At 46.0% G+C, this 18,909-nt stretch carries 15 protein-coding genes; 6 read left to right on the top strand and 9 right to left on the bottom strand.

The window, feature by feature from the left end; all coding sequences use genetic code 11:
- The first annotated feature begins 335 nt into the window (after positions 1–335).
- The 3 genes from V2H45_RS04225 to V2H45_RS04235 all read left to right on the top strand — a co-directional run bounded on the left by V2H45_RS04225 (position 336) and on the right by V2H45_RS04235 (position 1,804).
- Positions 336–554: a hypothetical protein gene (locus tag V2H45_RS04225; RefSeq protein WP_330482372.1), complete on the top strand. Its 219-nt coding sequence runs from the start codon at positions 336–338 to the stop codon at positions 552–554.
- A 159-nt stretch (positions 555–713) separates the two neighbouring features.
- The gene (locus tag V2H45_RS04230; protein WP_330482373.1) at positions 714–1,178 is read left to right on the top strand and encodes a hypothetical protein; all 465 of its coding nucleotides are present in this window, start codon (positions 714–716) and stop codon (positions 1,176–1,178) included.
- A 62-nt stretch (positions 1,179–1,240) separates the two neighbouring features.
- Complete coding sequence (locus V2H45_RS04235; protein ID WP_330482374.1) at positions 1,241–1,804, top strand: Uma2 family endonuclease; 564 nt, start codon at positions 1,241–1,243, stop codon at positions 1,802–1,804.
- On the opposite strand, the gene V2H45_RS04240 is transcribed toward V2H45_RS04235, so the two are convergent.
- A complete protein-coding gene (locus V2H45_RS04240) occupies positions 1,773–3,122 on the bottom strand; it encodes a DNA cytosine methyltransferase (protein ID WP_408648721.1) in 1,350 nt (449 codons plus the stop codon). The genes V2H45_RS04235 and V2H45_RS04240 overlap by 32 nt on opposite strands.
- A gap of 79 nt (positions 3,123–3,201) precedes the next feature.
- Positions 3,202–5,013, bottom strand: coding sequence for a translation elongation factor 4 (lepA, locus tag V2H45_RS04245; RefSeq protein ID WP_330482376.1), 1,812 nt, complete (start codon positions 5,011–5,013; stop codon positions 3,202–3,204).
- 451 nt (positions 5,014–5,464) lie between these two features.
- Here lepA and infB point away from each other — a divergent pair, with 451 nt between their 5' ends.
- Positions 5,465–8,875, top strand: a complete 3,411-nt coding sequence (gene infB / locus V2H45_RS04250; RefSeq protein ID WP_330482377.1) for a translation initiation factor IF-2 — start codon at positions 5,465–5,467, stop codon at positions 8,873–8,875.
- A gap of 241 nt (positions 8,876–9,116) precedes the next feature.
- Here the strand turns inward: infB and V2H45_RS04255 are convergent, their stop codons facing one another.
- The 3 genes from V2H45_RS04255 to bioU all read right to left on the bottom strand — a co-directional run bounded on the left by V2H45_RS04255 (position 9,117) and on the right by bioU (position 11,130).
- Entirely contained in the window at positions 9,117–9,563 is a 447-nt protein-coding gene (locus V2H45_RS04255) for a hypothetical protein (RefSeq protein WP_330482378.1), read from the bottom strand.
- Between the two features lie 28 nt (positions 9,564–9,591).
- Complete coding sequence (locus V2H45_RS04260) at positions 9,592–10,002, bottom strand: Npun_F0494 family protein (RefSeq protein ID WP_330482379.1); 411 nt, start codon at positions 10,000–10,002, stop codon at positions 9,592–9,594.
- Between the two features lie 144 nt (positions 10,003–10,146).
- Positions 10,147–11,130 (bottom strand): (S)-8-amino-7-oxononanoate synthase BioU, encoded by a 984-nt coding sequence (gene bioU / locus V2H45_RS04265; protein ID WP_330482380.1) that lies wholly within the window; start codon positions 11,128–11,130, stop codon positions 10,147–10,149.
- A 141-nt stretch (positions 11,131–11,271) separates the two neighbouring features.
- Here bioU and V2H45_RS04270 point away from each other — a divergent pair, with 141 nt between their 5' ends.
- Positions 11,272–11,673 (top strand): VOC family protein, encoded by a 402-nt coding sequence (locus V2H45_RS04270; RefSeq protein ID WP_330482381.1) that lies wholly within the window; start codon positions 11,272–11,274, stop codon positions 11,671–11,673.
- A 90-nt stretch (positions 11,674–11,763) separates the two neighbouring features.
- On the opposite strand, the gene V2H45_RS04275 is transcribed toward V2H45_RS04270, so the two are convergent.
- Both V2H45_RS04275 and V2H45_RS04280 read right to left on the bottom strand, forming a co-directional pair.
- Entirely contained in the window at positions 11,764–14,928 is a 3,165-nt protein-coding gene (locus V2H45_RS04275) for a WD40 domain-containing protein (protein ID WP_330482382.1), read from the bottom strand.
- A 343-nt stretch (positions 14,929–15,271) separates the two neighbouring features.
- Positions 15,272–15,802: a pentapeptide repeat-containing protein gene (locus V2H45_RS04280; protein WP_330482383.1), complete on the bottom strand. Its 531-nt coding sequence runs from the start codon at positions 15,800–15,802 to the stop codon at positions 15,272–15,274.
- A gap of 110 nt (positions 15,803–15,912) precedes the next feature.
- Between V2H45_RS04280 and V2H45_RS04285 the strand changes: the two genes are divergently transcribed.
- Positions 15,913–16,296 (top strand): YraN family protein, encoded by a 384-nt coding sequence (locus V2H45_RS04285; protein WP_330482384.1) that lies wholly within the window; start codon positions 15,913–15,915, stop codon positions 16,294–16,296.
- A 14-nt stretch (positions 16,297–16,310) separates the two neighbouring features.
- Here the strand turns inward: V2H45_RS04285 and V2H45_RS04290 are convergent, their stop codons facing one another.
- Both V2H45_RS04290 and murJ read right to left on the bottom strand, forming a co-directional pair.
- Positions 16,311–16,928 (bottom strand): CPP1-like family protein, encoded by a 618-nt coding sequence (locus V2H45_RS04290; protein WP_330482385.1) that lies wholly within the window; start codon positions 16,926–16,928, stop codon positions 16,311–16,313.
- 306 nt (positions 16,929–17,234) lie between these two features.
- Positions 17,235–18,863, bottom strand: a complete 1,629-nt coding sequence (gene murJ / locus V2H45_RS04295) for a murein biosynthesis integral membrane protein MurJ (RefSeq protein ID WP_408648722.1) — start codon at positions 18,861–18,863, stop codon at positions 17,235–17,237.
- Positions 18,864–18,909: the final 46 nt, after the last annotated feature.

The following is an 18,909-nucleotide window of genomic DNA, read 5'->3' on the forward strand; positions in this document are numbered from 1 at the left end:
AGCCGAGGTTAAGCAACCCAAAATGTTTGATATTGGGGAAGATCGCTCAGCAAATCATTATGGCTGTTAGCAGTTAGCTCTTTTAAAAAAACAACCTTTTGATTTCTTTGCTTTTGATTATGTGTCTAAATTTCTGGATAGGCAGTATGTAACTTACCAAATACTTGGAATGTTATCTAGGAATTTTCAATATAAACACTTCTTAAGTGTCTTTACTTATTGATGTTGGCAACAAAATAACAATTCAAAGTAATTGCACTAAGTCATGTCTACACATCTATCAGATCATGCTACTTTTCAATAAATAAATCAAAAGATTAAAAGCAGGATAACAGATGACTGGTTTTGCAGAGAAGCTTCTCAGAACATATATAGAGCTAGTGCGACACAGTAGCAAACCAGAGTTAGCGGCTCTTGTTGTCGATGCCGAATTAGTAATAGAAGAAGTAGAGGATGGTTACCTTAGGATCGTGGATTTATTAAGGTGCTGTTCTTTAGAAATTATAGGCATTCTAAATAATGACTCTAAATCATTAGAATTGCAGGTAATTTAGTTCGCGATCCTTAATGAAATTTTTATTGGTTTCCCTGTCTGCTATGTTTCTACAGTACTTAATGATGATGTGATTTTGGAGCATCTTAGTGAGTGCATAAAACTCCTTATGTCAGGGAAATATTACAATTCTAATGGAATTAAGTTTGGCACTAAATTCATGGAACCCGAAGATAATTGGCGTGAGCTAGTGAAAAGCTTGATTGCACGAGCAAAAGAGCCAAACCAAGGCGTGGTAACAACGATTGTTAGGCAAAAAAATGATCAGGAACCACTAAAATATAACGAGATGAAATTTGGGTCAGCTACGGAAATCCGAGTTGCACAAGAACTTGAAAGACGTAAGATTTTATTTTTTCCCTTACCACTAGCTGTCCGTGCTGAGACAGGAAAGAATTTTCAAGATCATCGAGAGCCAGACTTTTTAATATGTCATGAAGGCGTATGGGGGATTTTAGAAGTTGCTTTTCATCAGGGTAGATATGAACAAGACAAACAGAAGGATGAATGGTTTAAGAAGTCTGGAATTCTCTGTGTAGAACACTATACAGCAGAAGAATGTTTTGGAAAGACAGCTTCCGTAGTTAATCGCTTTCTCTCAATTCTCGAACAACATAAAAAATAGAGACTCTAATCGTAGATACGATCAAATACATTGGATCTAGTAGAGCTAGAGGTAAGCCCAAAATGGTGAAACTACTATCTAAAACCTTGACATTGGCAGAGTTTCTGGAATTACCAGAAACAAAACCTGCGACTGAATACATAGATGGTCAAACTATCCAGAAACCAATGCCACAGGGGAAACATAGTGCAATTCAAGGCGAATTTGTTCCTGCCATCAACCTTGTGGTCAAGCCTAAGCGAATCGCTCGGGCATTTCCTGAGCTACGTTGTACCTTTGGCGATCGTTCCACAGTTCCTGACATTGCAGTTTTTACGTGGAATCGGATTCCCCGTGATGAAAATGGAGAAATAGCGAATATATTTCCTGTTGCGCCAGATTGGACAATTGAAATCTTGTCTCCCGATCAAAGCCAAACAAAAGTAACAAAAAATATTCTGCATTGTCTGAAGTATGGGACTCAAATGGGCTGGTTAATCGATCCAGATGAGCAAACCGTGTTTGTCTATCGTTCTAAACAAGAAACTGAAGTGTTTGATGATGTAGACGGTCTGCTTCCGATGCCATCGTTTGCCAGTGAGTTGCAACTTACCATTAAGGATTTGTTTGCTTGGTTGCTAGAGTAAATTCAGACATGGTTTCAACCTTGACGGGTCGGGTTCTTGGGGCAATGACGTGGCGATCGACACCATATTTTCGGGCGGCTTCAGTCATTTTTATGCGCAATAAAGCAGGATCTTGAAGCGGCTGTGTAACTTGGGGCTTAACGGGCGTAACCTTTAAAGCCTTGCGGATTTCAGTAGCAACGGCTTGGGCTAGTAGGGGGGGGACAGAATTACCAATTTGTCTAAATCCGTGCCATTTGGTCGCGTGAAACCGAAACCAATCGGGATAGGAATGTAGTCTGGCTGCCTCTCGAACCGTAATGCACCTTGGCTCAAAGGGATGAATCGGGCGTGGTGATGTGAATGCACCATGATTGCTGGCTGTTCCCGCTCTTAATGTATTGCAGATCCCCAAGGGATCTAGTTTCAAGAATCGGCTAATTGGTTCGGTTTTGCCTTGAGGGGTAGCGTGAAATCGCGCGATTGACTCAAGCGAGTGGTGCGTTCGGATGCTAGAGGTGAGTAATCTGCGATCGAAATGACGGGGGTATGAATAATCTTGGATTGAGCAATCTAATCCGCGTAATCTACGAACGTAATCGCTTACGCTGAAATTTGGATCTAAGTCAAACTCCGCTTCGCACCAATCTTGACGTAGCAGCTCCGCATAGCGATCGGGACTCGGTAGATCGGCGATCGCTTCCCATACGGTCGGGCTAGGTGGCAAATCTGCCAGTTCTTTAGGGATCTTGTTGGCTTTTGCTGGTTTGGTCATGGGGGCAGGATATTTTGGCAGTTCCAACCCTTGACGACAGCCCAGTAGAAACAGTCTTTCACGGTGCTGCGGTACGCCATAGTGACAGGCATTGAGAACTCGATAGCTTTGCTCAATTTGGTAGCCTTGAGCCTCAAATTCCGCCATAATCTCGGCTAAGAATTGCTTGTGTTTGCCTACGGTTAAGCCCTTGACATTTTCCATGACAAAATATCTAGGTTGTAGTTCCAGCACCAAACGCAAAAAATGAAAGACCAGATGGTTGCGCGGATCGTCAAGGGCGCGTTTGCCCATCATCGAAAAACCCTGACAGGGCGGGCCACCAAACACCACATCAATGGGGCGATCGCCGATTTTAGCCTTGTGTCTAATTTCTGCGGCTGAAATATCGGTCGCGCTCTGACAAATGATTTCCCAAAAAGGAAAGTTGTATTTATGGGTAGCACAGTGAACGGGATCGATTTCTACACTGGCAAGCACGTCAAAACCAGCCTGCTCGAAACCCAGAGTCATGCCCCCTGCGCCTGCAAACAAATCCACAGCGATCGGTCGTTCTTGATTTATCCCGAAAATCTTGTTCCCTCCCCTTTGCAAGGGGAGGGTTAGGGTGGGGTAAATTTCAGGCAAGCTATCCGTCACCAAACTAGTCCTGATTGAGTTGCAAGATTGCCATGAAAGCTTCTTGCGGCACATCTACTGTCCCGATCGACTTCATGCGTTTTTTCCCTTCTTTTTGCTTTTCTAGCAGTTTCTTTTTCCGTGAAATGTCACCGCCATAGCACTTGCTCAAAACGTTCTTACGAATGGCAGGAATATTTTCCCTTGCCAAAATTTTGGAGCCGATCGCTGCCTGAACGGGAATCCTAAACTGGTGGCGCGGAATTAGATCCTTGAGCTTGGATACCAATGCTCGCCCGAGATTGTAAGCCTTGTCGCGATGCACGATGCAGGCAAGTGCGTCCACAGGCTCATCATTCACCAAGACATCTAGCTTCACCAAGTCATTTTCGCGATAGCCAATAATCTGATACTCCATGCTGGCATAACCCTTGGTGCGAGATTTCAGCTGATCGAAAAAGTCTGTGACAATTTCGGCAAGAGGCATTTCGTACATCAGCGTCGTCCGCACTTTGGTGATGTACTTCATATCCTTATAGATGCCGCGCCGCGATTCGCATAGCTCCATCAACGTGCCAATGTAAACTTGTGGCGTCATGATATCTAGCTTCACATAGGGCTCTTCGATCTTTTCGCGCTCTGCGGGTGGCGGTAATTCGCTGGGGTTGTCAATTAGAACGACTTCACCATTGGCACTCGTTACCTGATAAACCACCGATGGGGCAGTAATAATCAAGTTGAGGTTATATTCGCGCTCTAGCCGTTCCTGCACGATCTCCATGTGGAGTAAACCTAAAAAGCCACATCGAAACCCAAATCCCATCGCGTTTGAGGTCTCTGGCTCATAGTTTAACGATGCATCATTTAACTTGAGCTTAATCAGTGCTTCGCGCAAATCTTCAAATTGATCGGCATCGGTTGGGAATAATCCACAAAAAACCATGGGCTTTGCTTCTTCATAGCCTGGTAACGCCTCTGTGGCAGGTTCCACGGCAGAAGTAATCGTATCTCCCACACGGGCATGGGCTACGGTTTTAATCGCGGCAGCAAGATAGCCAACTTCACCCGCATGAAGTTCGTCAACTTGGATTTGATTGGGGGCGAGTACACCCAACTCATCAATTACGTACTCTTGCCCAGAAGCCATAAACTTGATGCGATCGCCTTTACTCACCGTGCCGTCCATTACCCGAAAGTAAACAATCACGCCGCGATAGGCATCATAGTAGCTGTCAAAGATAAGCGCTCGCAAGGGTCGAGCTGTCGTATCCTCAGGCGGAGGGACGAGCTTGACCATCGCCTCTAAAATTTCATGAATCCCGATTCCTTCCTTTGCCGAAGCTCTCACTGCCTCAGAGCAATCCAACCCAATTAGTTGCTCGATTTCGGTGGCAATACGTTCGGGCTCTGCCCCCGGTAGATCGATTTTATTAAGCACGGGAATAATTTCTAAATTATTCTCAAGCGCCAGATAGACATTCGCAAGAGTCTGTGCCTCTACCCCTTGGGAGGCATCGACCACCAATAATGCCCCTTCGCAGGCAGCTAGCGATCGCGACACCTCATAGGAAAAGTCCACATGTCCGGGAGTATCGATCAGGTTCAGCACATACTGATTGCCGTCTTCAGCGGTATAGTTCATGCGAGCGGCTTGCAGCTTGATCGTGATCCCGCGCTCGCGCTCAAGGTCCATATTGTCAAGAAACTGCTCTTTCATCTCGCGATCGGCAACAGTGCCTGTATACTGCAACAGACGATCTGCCAAAGTTGACTTGCCATGATCAATATGAGCAATGATAGAAAAGTTGCGAATACGGGAAACAGGTACGTTGGTCATAGGTGAAACATCGCTCTTAACTGTCTAATCCTAACTTAATGTAATAAATGTAACCAGTTGTGAAACTACGACTGTACATTGTTATTAGAGTTATCGGACATAATTTGCGATTTGAGACACTTGCGATCGGGCATCATTATCAATCAGAGTATTATGTAAACCTATCTGATTTAGCACTGGACGAGCTATGGCTCAGGTACTGCGCTTTATTAAGGTAAGGAATTCTAAGTAGGGGATCGCTGCTTTAGTCTAGTAAACTTTAAAAGCTGAGTTTTTCATACAAAGATTTCCAAATTTGTATGAGTAATAATAGTTACAATGCATACGGCTAGATCCAAGGCTTATAACCCTTGGCTAACAGTCAACGCATACAATGCTCCTAAAGTCAAATTTAGCAAAACAGGTAGCAGTTTCTATGTAGTAAGTCAATCACGCAGGGCAGAGTGGGTAAATGAGTAGCATTAATCGAGTCAGAGTTTATGAGTTGTCAAAGGAATTGGAGTTAGATACAAAGGATATACTGGCAGTATGTGAGCAATTAAACATTGCCGTCAAGAGTCATAGCAGTACAATTACAGAATCTGAAGCTGAACTTGTTCGCGCAGCAGCACCAGAGAGAAATACGGCTGTATTAGAAAAAAATCAAAACAAGCATCAAGAGAGAAAATCCTCGACAACTGTGAATTTAAAGCCAAAAGAATCTGTAAAAGAGGCGACTAAAGAGGCAGAGCCTAAGTCAGCCAAACAGCAAATCCTCACAGTCAGTAAGCCTACTGCGCAGCTCCAGTCACCACCTGCGATCGCGGTCGAGCCTCCTGTGCCCCCAGTTCAGCCAAAGGCTCCAGAAACTGCTGAAACCACAGTGGACTCATCAAACCTTACCTCTCCTGTGGGGCATGATTTGGATCGTGATTCAAGCCTTAATGACATACCTGTGCAAATTACCACACCTCCCAGCCGTCCTACTAAACCCATGCCAACGACTACAGAGGTTAAGCTAGAGAGTAGATCTGAGACACTATCAGAACCCAAAATAGAGACAAATACAGCGCCGAAGGCAGCAGCCGTTCCACCTATCGCAGCGAAATCACCTGTAGAGCTACAAACTGTGACCTTGGAAGCAAAACCTCAAGAGATTAGACCTCAACTCAGTAAACCAATTGAAGCCAAGGCTCCAGAGTCAAAAGCTCCAGAATCTAAGGTTAAGCCGAGTAAATCGGAAACCCCTGAGGTGGCGAAGCCATCGGTTGCGCCTGAACGGAGCGATCGCACCAAGCAGTTTGTTGCGGTGAATAAGCCCGTACAGCCACAGGCTCCCATTCAACCCAAATCTAGCAACTCATCTGTAAATCAAGACTTGGTTTCGGTAAAACCTGCTGATAGACAAGCATCGGAGCATTCAAGTTCGGAGTATGTCGGTTCAGATAAACCAAATTCAGAAAAGGCTGTTTCAGAGAAAGTCATCGCCAAACCAAAGCTCGAAAAGCCAAAACTCAATCGTCCAGAGCCTCAATCACCTAACCGTTCCGCCCCAAGCCGCCCGCAAATCAATCGTCCTACCCCTGTCAAGGACTCTGTATTGATTGAGCGGGGTATCACAGGACCTAACGATCCTGTTCGTCCCTTGCGCGCACCGATGGCTCCTCCTGTGCGACCTTCTGCCAACGCGCCAGAACGCCCCATTACCAATGGCATCCGTAGACGGGATGAAGTGAGCGCGGCAGTCATTCCGACGACACCCGAGCTACTTGAAAAGCCAATTCCTGCAAAGCTTGCCAAGCGTGGAAAGACTAAGAAGGAAGACGAAGAGCAAGACTTGCTAGAGATGAAGGAAAAAGCTCGTCTCAACAAGCCCAAGCGTTATCTACGCGTACTTGAAGACGATGATGAGCTAATTGACGATCTAGATGGCGATGACCTATCTCAAGTGAGTTTATCTTTGGCTCGACCCACTGCTAGACCTAAGCAAGGTTTGCCCAAGTCTACGGTTTTCCCAGAGATCAAGATTGGTGGGGCAAAGCTAGGTAGAAAGACCGCTAGCCGCGATCGCCGCACTGTCCCTGAAGCACCACCAGAAAAGCCCTCCAAGATCACACTCGATGACAGCATTACGGTACAGGAACTTGCCGTTAAGTTGATGCTACCTGAAACCGATGTTATCCGTACGCTGTTCCTTAAGGGTGTAATGGTTAACATCAACCAAACCCTCGATATCCCTACGGCAAGTATGGTAGCCATGGAGTTAGGCTATGAAGTCGAGCAAGTTGCTGCTGCTGCCCCTGCACGTAAAGTCACAGAGATGATCGAGGCGAAGGATTTTGATAGCCTTCAGCGTCGTCCGCCTGTGGTTACAATTATGGGTCACGTCGATCATGGTAAAACCACATTACTTGACTCAATCCGTAAGAGTAAGGTGGCACAGGGTGAAGCAGGTGGCATCACGCAACATATTGGGGCTTACCATGTTGATGTTGGCGAAGGTGCACAGAAGCAACAAATTGTCTTTCTTGATACTCCCGGTCACGAGGCTTTTACAGCCATGCGTGCCAGAGGCGCAAGAGTAACGGATGTGGCAATCTTAGTGGTCGCTGCGGATGATGGCGTACAGCCTCAGACGATTGAAGCGATTAGTCATGCCCGTGCTGCAAAAGTGCCCATTATTGTAGCGATTAATAAAGTCGATAAGATTGAGGCACAGCCCGATCGCATTCGTCAGGAACTGACTGAATATGGTCTAGTCGATGAAGAATGGGGCGGCGACACGATTATGGTTCCTGTCAGCGCTATCAGAGGTGAAAATCTCGATACCTTGCTGGAAATGATTTTGCTGGTGACAGAAGTTGAAGATTTACAAGCGAATCCCAATCGGACGGCGAAAGGTACGGTGATCGAAGCTCACTTAGATAAGGCAAGAGGTCCCGTTGCGACCTTCTTAATCCAAAATGGAACTTTGCGCGTCGGAGATATTCTGGTAGCGGGTTCTGCCTTTGGTAAGGTACGGGCAATGGTAGATGACCAGGGCAAGCGCGTCGAAGCCGCTACGCCTTCCTTTGCGGTCGAGGTACTGGGCTTAAGCGACGTACCTGCGGCTGGTGATGAGTTTGAAGTGTTTACGGATGAGAAGTTGGCTAGAGCAACAGCAGGCGATCGCGCTTCCTTGCAACGTCATTCTCGCCTGCAACAGTCGATGGCATCGCGCCGCGTCACCCTTGGTACGGTATCGGCGAAGGCACAGGAAGGCGAACTCAAGGATCTCAACTTAATCCTCAAAGCCGACGTGCAGGGTTCTGTCGAGGCAATCTTGGGTGCCTTGGGACAATTGCCACAGCAAGAGATTCAACTACGGGTGCTTTTGTCCGCCGCAGGTGAAATCACCGAAAATGATGTGGATCTAGCCGCCGCCAGTGATGCTGTGATCATCGGATTTAACACCACGATGGCATCTGGAGCCAGACAAGCCTCCGATGAGATGGGTGTGGATGTCAGGGATTACAACATCATCTATAAGCTGCTTGAAGACATTCAAGGCGCAATGGAAGGCTTGTTAGAACCTGAGTTGGTTGAAGAACCCCTTGGTCAAGCTGAAGTTAGAGCCCTATTTACCATTGGTAAGGGTGTGGTCGCAGGCTGTTATGTCCAGTCTGGTAAGTTAGTGCGTAACTGTAAGGTTCGCATCAAACGCGGCAACGAGTTAGTTCACGAAGCACCACTTGATTCGCTGAAACGGATGAAAGATGACGCGAAGGAAGTTGCTGCTGGCTTTGAGTGTGGTATCTCTTTACCCAAGTTTACCGCTTGGCAAGAAGGTGACATCATTGAAGCCTTCCGTATGGTGACCAAACGCCGCACGTTAACGATGTAGTCTTTGAAGTAGTTTTCTACTAAGTAAAAAAGGAGCGATAAATCGCTCCTTTTTTAGGATCAAAAACTAGCTTCAATATCACAGACATTATTCTATTGTTGCGAAAGTCTTACACCAAATTAGCTTTAAAAGCACCACAGACAGAAATCTAAAACCCAATGCGGGGCTACGCCCTGCGACCCAGCTTCGTGATAAGTGGGCTCAAAAACTACTGTAAGATTCTCAACTCAGAAATAATCAGCTAGAAAAACGTGACGGAACCATCTGTATAGATGTACAAACTGCTTCTGTGGCTGTCTGGATCGGTGGTGGGACTGAGCACCAAGTCAATACTTCCTACAGATTTGTTTTCTATAATTTTGGCATCGATCAATCCAGTCTTGAGGACGTAGCTTCTTTTAACATCTTGGTAATAAAACGCCAGAGACAGTGGAACTTTGAGATTTCGTAGTGTTACGCTTGTGTTCCCCTTGAGAGAACGACGGCTAGTATCCCCTAATGCCTGAAAAGTAATCGTATCCTTGCTTTTATTAATAACCCGAACGGTAATGAGATCGCCTTTGAGCGGAATTATCTGAGTCGGTGTGTCAGGAGGTAAAAGAGGCTGTGCTCGGCTTGATTCACTGGCAAGAAATGGAACTGTTGCCATGCTCAGAAAGATTAAACTGGCAGTGAGGAATTTTTTCATAGATATTACTTCGGGTACAAAAAATCTTCTAGAAAAAGCGAGAGGGCTGAAGTTGAGCGATCAGATTTTGCAAGCGATCGCCGATCGTTGCCTTTGGAAATTGGGCTTGCTCTTTCCATTTATCGAGGAGGTAATGTCCTAGGGGTGTCAGCCGAAAGCTATCTGTAATGCCCTGTCCATCAACCTCACGGCGCAAGATCCCCACTTGAATCAACCAAAGTAAAGAGTTCTCAGTGCTAATTAAATTGGTGGGATGGGTTGCATATTGGTGCTTGATGCCCTCTGTTCCAGCGATCGCGCGCAGCATGATTCCCTGTTTTGCCATGTCTGCCAGCAGCTTTAGCGTAAAAGGGGCACAGCGTAAAGCGACCTCTGCCCGTCGAATGCATTCAGGCGAGAAGGTCGCTGATGTATCTTGAATTTGGTCTAATTGCTGCACTTTGTCTTATTCCTATTCTGCGATTCACTATATTTATCATAACGAATTGCTGAATGGACAATCCTCTATGGGTTTCCCCGATCGTTCAATATGGTTCAGATCAGCCCCCAGCCCCCAATTCTGGGGGAGTTAGGGGGCGAAGAATTAGCGAACAAACTGGGGCATAACTTCAGCAGCCGTGAATAAACCACAGATGCCGCGTTGGCGGAACTGATGGGCGGCTTTGAGATAACCAAACGCAGGCCCGCAGACATTTGCTGCCATGCTGGTTTCATCCCCAAGTGTGAAGGTGTGGGTAGAAATTTTGCCCTCAAACGTGCGACCTGTCAGTTTCATATTCGTACTGAGCGGCTTTTGAGGATTGCGGGTATCGACCACACCGCCGACCGTGACGCGATCGCGATCGCAAATTCCCAAACGCTCTAGCAAAATATCGTCGGCATGTTCCATATTCTCTAAGGTAATCACGCCATTGGTTTTGTCTAGCAAAGCCTCTACCTCGGCATCGGTCATGGCTTGGGCAATTTCGACGCTGTAGCCCGGCATATGAGCGATATCTTCGCGAATCGTGGCGCGATAAGCCGACCAGTTAGCAATGCCAACCCCAAAGGTAATTTCGACTTTATGCACTTCGGCAAAACTCTGAGCTGCTACAGAAGCTGCTGCCGTCAATAGACCGGGGGTTGCACCACAGCCTGTCATATAGGTGATGCCCGTTGATTCTAAGTCAGCCGCTAGCCCGATGAGTTGTTCTACGGCACTGGTGCGTTTGATCGCATCCACCAATACACCTCGCCAACCCGCTTGAATAAACTGCTTTGCCACACTTGCCATAAAGGTATTGGGGAGGTTTGGCAGAGCTAAGAAATAACCATCCACATCCTTTGCCACGGCGATCGCTTCTGCAATGCTATCTTGGCTGAGTACGCCTGATGGCTCTAAGTAACCGACAGAGCCTTTTTGGTTGTAAGCGGCGATCGCTGCGTCAATGTCAAACCCATTGGGGGCATAGGCAAATCCCTGTTTATCGGATATTGCCACTAAAGTCATCTCTTGCTTACCCGCTAACACTTTAGCTGCCGCTTGTCCTAAGCCACCAAATCCTAAAATTCCAACTCGTATCGTCATGGTATCTGTGTTTATTGTCCAGTCAGATCATACTCCTAAGTAAGAGAGCTAAGTAAGAGGGCTAAGCATTCGGAAGATGGGTTTATATTGAGGGTAGGCAATTGTTGCCGAATGCCTTGCCCCTACAATACGAATCCCTCTATGTTGCAACACCATCACACATCGATTCGGACTGCCGATATTTTTGCTGCGATCGCTTTTTACGAGCAACTGGGCTTTGAGGTAGAAACGCGCTTTACCGCAGGCATCACCCTTGCCTGTTGGATGGTAGGTGCGGGAACCCATTTAGAACTAATCCAAATTCCCGAACCCAAACCCGCCCCCGACTGCTTTGGCGACGAGCATTACGTCGGCTACTATCACCTATCCTTTCATGTGGACAACCTAGAGGCGCTACTAGAACGCTTAGTATCCGCCTTAGGAAAACTCAAACTACTCTTACCCCTTAGAGAACAAGCGATTGGCGATCGTACCTATAAAGTGGCTTTCATTGCCGACCCCGATGGTTTACCCATCGAGTTAATGGAACAAATGAGTATTTAGCCTTTGTTCCTGAAGAAATCGCTCACAGCTCTCATTACTGGAGGCTCTTGAACAACTGAAAACCGATGCCTGAAAACCGATACCTGAAAATCATTTTGTTCCAGCTTTCAAATACTTATACAACCAGCCACAACCACCAAGACAACTGCGTTTATCTTCCTCAGAAACGTTTGCACTCGTGCGTAAATACTCTTGTAGCCATTGGCAGCCGCGCATTAGTAGATTCTCTAAATCGAGGTTCCACATCACAATTCCACCATCTTCACCCGCAGAGACAAGAATGCGACCGTTAGGACTAAAGCTGACAGTCCTGACAGGACCTCTGTGGCCGTTAAAGGTTCTTAGTAGCGTGCCATCAACGCTCCAAAACTGAACGAGCGAATCTTCGCTTGCTGAAGCAAGTGCTTTACCATCAGGGCTAAAACATACGCTTGTGACTTCAGCACTATGTCCGTTGAGAGTTTTCAGTAATGTGCCGTCAATACTCCAGATCTTGACACTTTGATCCATACTGCCTGTGGCTAATAACAGCCCGTCGGGGCTAAAGCAGACCGTGTAAACTTCAGCACTATGTCCATCCAAAGTTCTCAGTAGAACACCATCCCAACTCCAGATATTGACGATTTTGTCTTTACTGACCGAAGCCAACATACTGCCATCAGGACTAAAGCAGACACTATAGACTTCAGAGCTATGACCGCTCAGGGTTTGCAGCCATGTACCCTCTGCTGTCCAAATTCTTACAGTACTATCCGCACTACAAGAGGCAAACACCTGTCCATCGCAACGATAGGCAACACAATAGACTGCGGCTCGGTGAGCGCTGAGGGTATCTATCAACGAGCCATCTTTACGCCAAAAGCGAATGCTGGCATCGCCACTGGCAGAGAGGAGGGTTTCAGAGTTGGGGCTAAAGGTGACACAATGAACGCGATCGTTATGACCTTCAAGCTTTGCCGCTAAGGTTCCATTGGCATTCCAAAGATTGATTGTTTTGTCTTTGCAGCCAGAAGCCATCAATTTTGTGTCTGGACTAATGGCAACAGAGGAAACTTCCTCTGCATGCCCCAAAAGTCTTCGGATGGGTGTACCCCGAATATTCCACAGTTTAACCGTTGTATCGCGACTGGCAGAGGCAATGCTTTTGCCGTCTGGGCTAAAGGCTACACTTTGGACGACATCCCCATGACCGCTGAAGGTTTTGATCAGGCCATGTTCGATATCCCAAACGCGAATGGTTCGATCCCAAGCTGCTGAAGCAAGGGTTTTGCCATCTGGACTAAAGCAAACTCCCCAAACCTTGTCTGTATGCCCGTAAAAGGTTTTGAGTAAAACGCCATCGGTTCCCCATAGTTTGACGGTTTTATCGCGGCTGGCGGAAGCGATCGCTTGACCGCGTGGGTCAAAGCACACACTTTCCACAAAACTGTCATGACCTTTAAGCCTGCGTTGGATTACGCCTTGAAGATTCCAAATGATCAGCAAGCGATCGGCACTACCAGAAATTAAGTTTTTGCCATTGGGATGGAAGGCGACACAAGTGACCCAACGCTCATGCCCACCTCTAAACGTGCGAAGGAGGACACCGTTCGTTTTCCACAGTCGTACCGTTGTATCTTCACTAGCTGAGGCAACGATTTCACCGTCTGGGCTAAAACAAACATCTAAGACTGGGCCTTCATGCCCTTTTAAGGTTTGGGTAGGCTGCTCGTAAAATAACCCTGTCTTTTCGTCAATTTGCCATAACTTAACCATATTGTCACGGCTAGCTGTAGCAATCATTTTACCGCTGGGACTAAAGGCAACACTGGTTACCCAGTTACTATGCCCCAGTAAAGTTTGGATCAAATTACCGTTTGAGCCCCAAATCTTGATACTGCGATCGCTACTGACAGAAGCAATCAGCTTGCCATTCGGGCTGTAACAGACACGGTTAACCCAAAAACCATGCCCCTCAAGGCGATTATATTCATGAATGCCATAGACAACCTGCTCTAACGCGGTGATTGAGCGAATTAGTGTATTGGCTTTTAGATTTGCTAAATTCTCAGCAGAAACTTGGGTGACGAGACGTTTGAGTTGTACCCCTCCGATCACACCTGCGATTAAGGCCTCAATATGATTATTGGATAAATAGAGCGCCTCTGAGGAAATCGTCATTGCCACAATGCGCTCGTTGATTTCACCCATTTCCGCAATAATGCGTTGTTGGCGCTCAGTTTCGAGGCTAATTTCGAGGTCGTGGCTTAGCTTTTCGAGGCGATCTGCATCGGCTGCTCTTGCTGCGATTAATTGTTCTTTTTCGTTGACGCGCTTACTAGCTTCTAAAAAATCTTGATCTAGCTTGCCTAGGGTGGGTTGAAGCTCTGCCCAAGCTAAAGCTGCGGCTAAACGACTTCCTCGTAAAAGTGCTGAAACATCCTGTTCTTCTGACCTTGCCCATGCTTGCAATGCCTCTTGATAGGGGCAATCTCTCAGCTCTTGCAACTGAACTTTGCGATCGAGTTTAATCACCACAATCGAGACATCATCTTCAGGCTCATCCCGCTCAGAAAATCGGTCAAGCTCAACTTTTAGACCTGACAAAATTTCTTTTGCAGGCAAATGTGCCAAACTAATCAGCGATTTTTTAAAGGGTGAGATGCCATCAAGACCGGCTGAGCCATATTCATCGCCATCTGGGCTGACTGCCTCAAACAAACCATCGCTGCAAAATACAACAATGTCTCCTTCTTCTAGCGATCGCTTGGTTGCCTTAAATTGTGTATCTTCATACCTGCCGAGCGCTATGGCTGGATTGACGACTTCTTCACATTTGTTGGTTGCTGCCCGATAAATAATCGGGCCTGGAATGCCAGCATTTCCTAAATGTACCTCATAGGTACCCAAATCTAATGCCCCATAACAGAGTGCTACGGCATCTTCGGTTCGACTTTTACAGAGCAATTGATTGAGCGATGACAGCATGGAGACAGGGTTTTGCAGTCTACCTTGCTGAGCGTAGGCATCTAATTGACCTTTAAACAGGGCAGCATGAATTGCGCCCGCCACAGATTTACCCGATGAATCCGCGATCGCAACAGCTAGGGTGCCTGGCTGTTCTAAAAACTGATAATAGTCACCCCCAAGATCGACTGCTGTCCATACTTCGGCAGCAATATCTAGTCCCAAATACACTGGTAGAGTCTGAGGCAGCAAACTTCTTTGCAGCAATCGACCATTGGTTAAGTCATTGGAAGCACTGTTAGGCTGCATACGCGGCGCGTCAATAAACCTCAAAACGGAGAAGTAGAATAATTAGTAGGTGATTTAGGTGGTAAGAGCGGTGCGGCAAAGGTTAAGAAAACTATAAGTGAATATAACCTAATCAAACCTAACGAATAATTTTGCAAACTGCAAACCTAAACTAAACATTCGAGATAAAAAGTAGATCTAAGCGAATAATTTAGTTTTTTTTCGGAATAATACGGTATGCTGCGCAATAGAACATGCTGCGTAAAATTCAAGTGATTTAATTTATGCTCCTTAATTAAAGCAATATACAATTAACAATCCTATCAATTCCTTTCAATTGTATCGCTACCTATATCCCTATAAGTTACAAATCGCACTCTAAAGTCTCAAGAGTTAGCCGACCCGTCACAGGATTTTTACCACTTGCAACTTTGCAAAGTTTTTGGCGAACATTTTCACGGAAGTCTACATCGGTAAAGTCTGCCCCCTCAATAATGGCTCCATCAAAACTAGCGCCATAGACAAATGCTCCCTCAAACAGCGCATTGGTTAGATTTGCTTCATTCATACGGGCTGTATCTAGGGTGCTATATCTTAGATCTGCATCCGTAAAGTTTGCACCGGTCATGTTTGCACCAAATAGACTGACTCCCTTAAGATCGGATTTTACAAACAGCGCATTGTGCAAGTCAGTTTTATTAAACTGAGAACCTTGCAATGTTTTGTTTGAAAAATCAGCACCTGCTAGAATTTCTTTGTCATACTGGTCTGCAAATGCTGTACTACGATCAATTCCGCTGCTTATAAAGAAGATCAGTAACAGACAGCTCAAAGCAATCATGATTTTGGCTATTTTGAGCAATTTAGAACCCAGAATCGATGTAAATTTCATCATTGCGATTACAAAACAGTTTAATTGTGGCGCGATATATTCTTAATTATCTACCTATATTATGAATCGATATCTTGAGAAAATACTAGATAATCGTTGCATACAACCAAACTGTGAAAGAAAGTTTGACATCAACAAGTATTGGCAACATGGGAGAAGCCTTTGTTGCATCATTGCTCAAAGCAAATGGGTGGCAGATAATCACAACGCAATGGAAGTGTCGTTGGGGAGAAATCGATATTATTGCCCGCGATCGCCACTGGTTGATTTTTGTAGAAGTAAAAACTCGTCGCGATCGCAACTGGGATCACGATGGGGCGTTGGCAATTACGCTACGCAAACAGCAAAAATTATACAAAGCTGCAACCGAATTTCTAGTACAGCATCCAGATTTAGAAACATTACCCTGCCGATTTGATGTAGCGTTGGTGAGATATCAAAGAGATTGCATCGATTTACAGAGCTACCTTGAAGCTGCATTTACTATCAGCAATTGATCCCTTGCAAATATCTAGCGAAAGAAAGAAGTAAACAGCCACATAACTAGCAAAATCACCATCATCGTCAAAGAACCAGGAAAAGTCCCACCCGAAAGGCGCGATAAAAATAGTACTTGATCTAACAATGCTGCCAATACGATGCCTACAGCGATCCCTACAAATGCAATCAACAAAGCTCGCCCAAAGCGATTTTCTTTACGCGTCACTAGATAAATACTAGCGAGTAAACCCAATGCTAGCCATGTTGTTGAGGCAGTAGGCAATAAGGCACTAAGCATTGCCAAACCTGCAAACACCCCTAATGAAATCAGAAGTTCTTTGCGAGTAGGTTGATCGATGAGGCGAGAAAGCCAAGCAGGCGTACCTTTTGGGGGACTAGCTTGAACCGTAAGTGGTAAATTGGAGGACAATCTCTCAGGAAAACGAATCCGATCGGGCACTTTAATCTTGCCTTCCTGTCTCGCGCGTAGACGATCCATCAGTACAGCATCATAGGCAGCCTCAATGAGTTCCTGTTGTGATTCATCACCATCTAGTTCGCCAAGTAAGCGATCGCGTGCATCTCTCACTTCTTCAAAAGAGGCATCTTCCGTTATTCCTAATCTCTCGTAGGGAGTTGGGTTATTCATTAGTCTTGGCTTGGGTCTTAGCTTTTAGGTTTAGCTTTTAGTTTTGCTTGCATTTTTTGCCTTGAGGCTTAATTTGCAGTTTCGGTTTCCGTTCTTAATTGGTAGTGGTCAAAGACCTTAACCGAGCCTGCCGATTAGATTTAATCACACGTCAACCCTGCTTTCTTAAAGCAATCCTAAAGATAGTATAGCGTCTCGATCAAACTGTGAACGGCTTGATTAATTACGTGTTTGTTAAGGGTTTTGTTTAATCCACGAAAGTCAATATCATTCTTTTTGAAAACATGGGTAGATTTCGCGAAGATCTCACCCAAAGCGTCCTAAACGTTTTTTGACTTGGGCGATCGCGCCATCAACTTCAGGTAACTTTAGCTGTAGGGTAATCAGCCCAAATACACCTAAACCGATACCACTAGATAGACAAAGCTCTGCAAACTTAACCCCAAAACCTTGATTGACCCAGAAATTTTGTAGCCCTACGAGCACGACCCAACTCGCTACCCCAGCGATCGCGCTTGCTAGCGTTAATCCCATCAGAGGAATACTCCAATCGCGCCAAGGTAAGCCATCGATCTTGCGATCTAAGCACCACAGCAATGCCACCATCGATAAAACATTGACCGCAACCGTTGCTAGTACCAAACCAGGCGCACCAAATCGGTCTACAAATAGGTAATCAAATAAACCATTCAAAAAGATATTCACAATACTGATACGAAAAGGTGTGTTTCCATCCCCAAGGGCATAAAACACTCGTACCAAGACATCGCGACCTAGATAGGCAAACATGCCAATACTATAAGCAACAAGAACGGCTGCCACAATCTCAGAGGCTGATTGGTTAAAGGCATAGCGCTCGTAGACAAGGCTAACAATTGGTCTTGCCAGTACTATCATCAAGGCACTGAGCGGCAGCATCGTAATACCCGTCAACACCAGTCCTTGACGAATGCGGAGTTTGAGCTGTTGCCAATTTTCGGGCTCAGCAAGCCGAGAAAAGATGGGAAATAGGGGGACAAGAATTACATTGGAAATAATGCCTAGGGGAGTCTGCACGAGCAAGCCAGCATAACCCAGTGCAGAAGCGGCTTGAGGAATGTAAGATGCAAAAAATAAATCTGTATAGACATTAATTTGCATCATGCCCGATGAAAATGTCGCAGGCCCCATGATCTTAAAGATCTCGCGTACCCCTGGTTGATGAATATCTAGGCGGAAGCGCAGTCCTCCTAAGCCCGATTTCCATTGTGCTGGAACCTGTGCTAACCACTGCAAAACTGCGCCTGCTACCGTGCTGTAAGCGAGAATTTGCCCACCCAAACGCGCATATTGAGGGTCGATAATATTTTTTCCCAATGCGATCGCCAAGCCACCCAAACCAATCAAAACAGCCACACTTGAGAGCAAAGGGCTAATCGAAGGTAGCCAAAATTGATTTGCGGCGTTGAGCGTACCGAACCCAATTCCGATCAGACCTGACAGCATCGCCATCGGTGCCATAATCCGAAATTGCTCGATCGCGACCAATCTCGTAGTTTGCCCCAAGTCAGTTTTACCCAAACCAGGAGCGACTAAATCGATCAATGGTTCCGCAAAAACAAATAGCAAAATACTCACAACCAACAAAATCAGCCCAACGATCGAGTTAATCGTTTCAACGAGGGGAGCAGCTTCTTCGGGTTTGCGCTTAGAAAGGACGCTGACGATCGCACTATGAAAAGGACCATTGATCCCTCCCAAGAGAATTAGCAAAAAGCCCGGAATCACATAGGCATAGTTGTACGCATCAACAGCAACTCCTACGCCAAAGGCAGCCGCAATCGCCATTTGACGTAGCAACCCCACAACCTTACTTAGGAGCGTCGCAAAAGCGACAATGGTGGCGATACTGAGCAGCGATCGCTGCGGTTTGGTCTGACTGGGCTCAGGCTCTATCAGCGTATCTTCGCGAGTGTCTTCGTTTAGATTTTCCTCAACTAGC

The sequence above is a fragment of the Tumidithrix elongata BACA0141 genome (assembly GCF_036349135.1).
Classification (GTDB): Bacteria; Cyanobacteriota; Cyanobacteriia; order Pseudanabaenales; family Pseudanabaenaceae; genus Tumidithrix; species Tumidithrix elongata.

Bases quoted from the DNA above. Each gene is read 5' to 3' on its own strand.
- V2H45_RS04225 (WP_330482372.1), top strand. From the start codon at position 336: ATGACTGGTTTTGCAGAGAAGCTTCTCAGAACATATATAGAGCTAGTG.
- V2H45_RS04230 (WP_330482373.1), top strand. From the start codon at position 714: ATGGAACCCGAAGATAATTGGCGTGAGCTAGTGAAAAGCTTGATTGCA.
- V2H45_RS04235 (WP_330482374.1), top strand. From the start codon at position 1,241: ATGGTGAAACTACTATCTAAAACCTTGACATTGGCAGAGTTTCTGGAA.
- lepA (WP_330482376.1), bottom strand. From the start codon at position 5,013: ATGACCAACGTACCTGTTTCCCGTATTCGCAACTTTTCTATCATTGCT.
- infB (WP_330482377.1), top strand. From the start codon at position 5,465: ATGAGTAGCATTAATCGAGTCAGAGTTTATGAGTTGTCAAAGGAATTG.
- V2H45_RS04255 (WP_330482378.1), bottom strand. From the start codon at position 9,563: ATGAAAAAATTCCTCACTGCCAGTTTAATCTTTCTGAGCATGGCAACA.
- bioU (WP_330482380.1), bottom strand. From the start codon at position 11,130: ATGACGATACGAGTTGGAATTTTAGGATTTGGTGGCTTAGGACAAGCG.
- V2H45_RS04270 (WP_330482381.1), top strand. From the start codon at position 11,272: ATGTTGCAACACCATCACACATCGATTCGGACTGCCGATATTTTTGCT.
- V2H45_RS04275 (WP_330482382.1), bottom strand. From the start codon at position 14,928: ATGCAGCCTAACAGTGCTTCCAATGACTTAACCAATGGTCGATTGCTG.
- V2H45_RS04280 (WP_330482383.1), bottom strand. From the start codon at position 15,802: ATGATGAAATTTACATCGATTCTGGGTTCTAAATTGCTCAAAATAGCC.
- V2H45_RS04290 (WP_330482385.1), bottom strand. From the start codon at position 16,928: ATGAATAACCCAACTCCCTACGAGAGATTAGGAATAACGGAAGATGCC.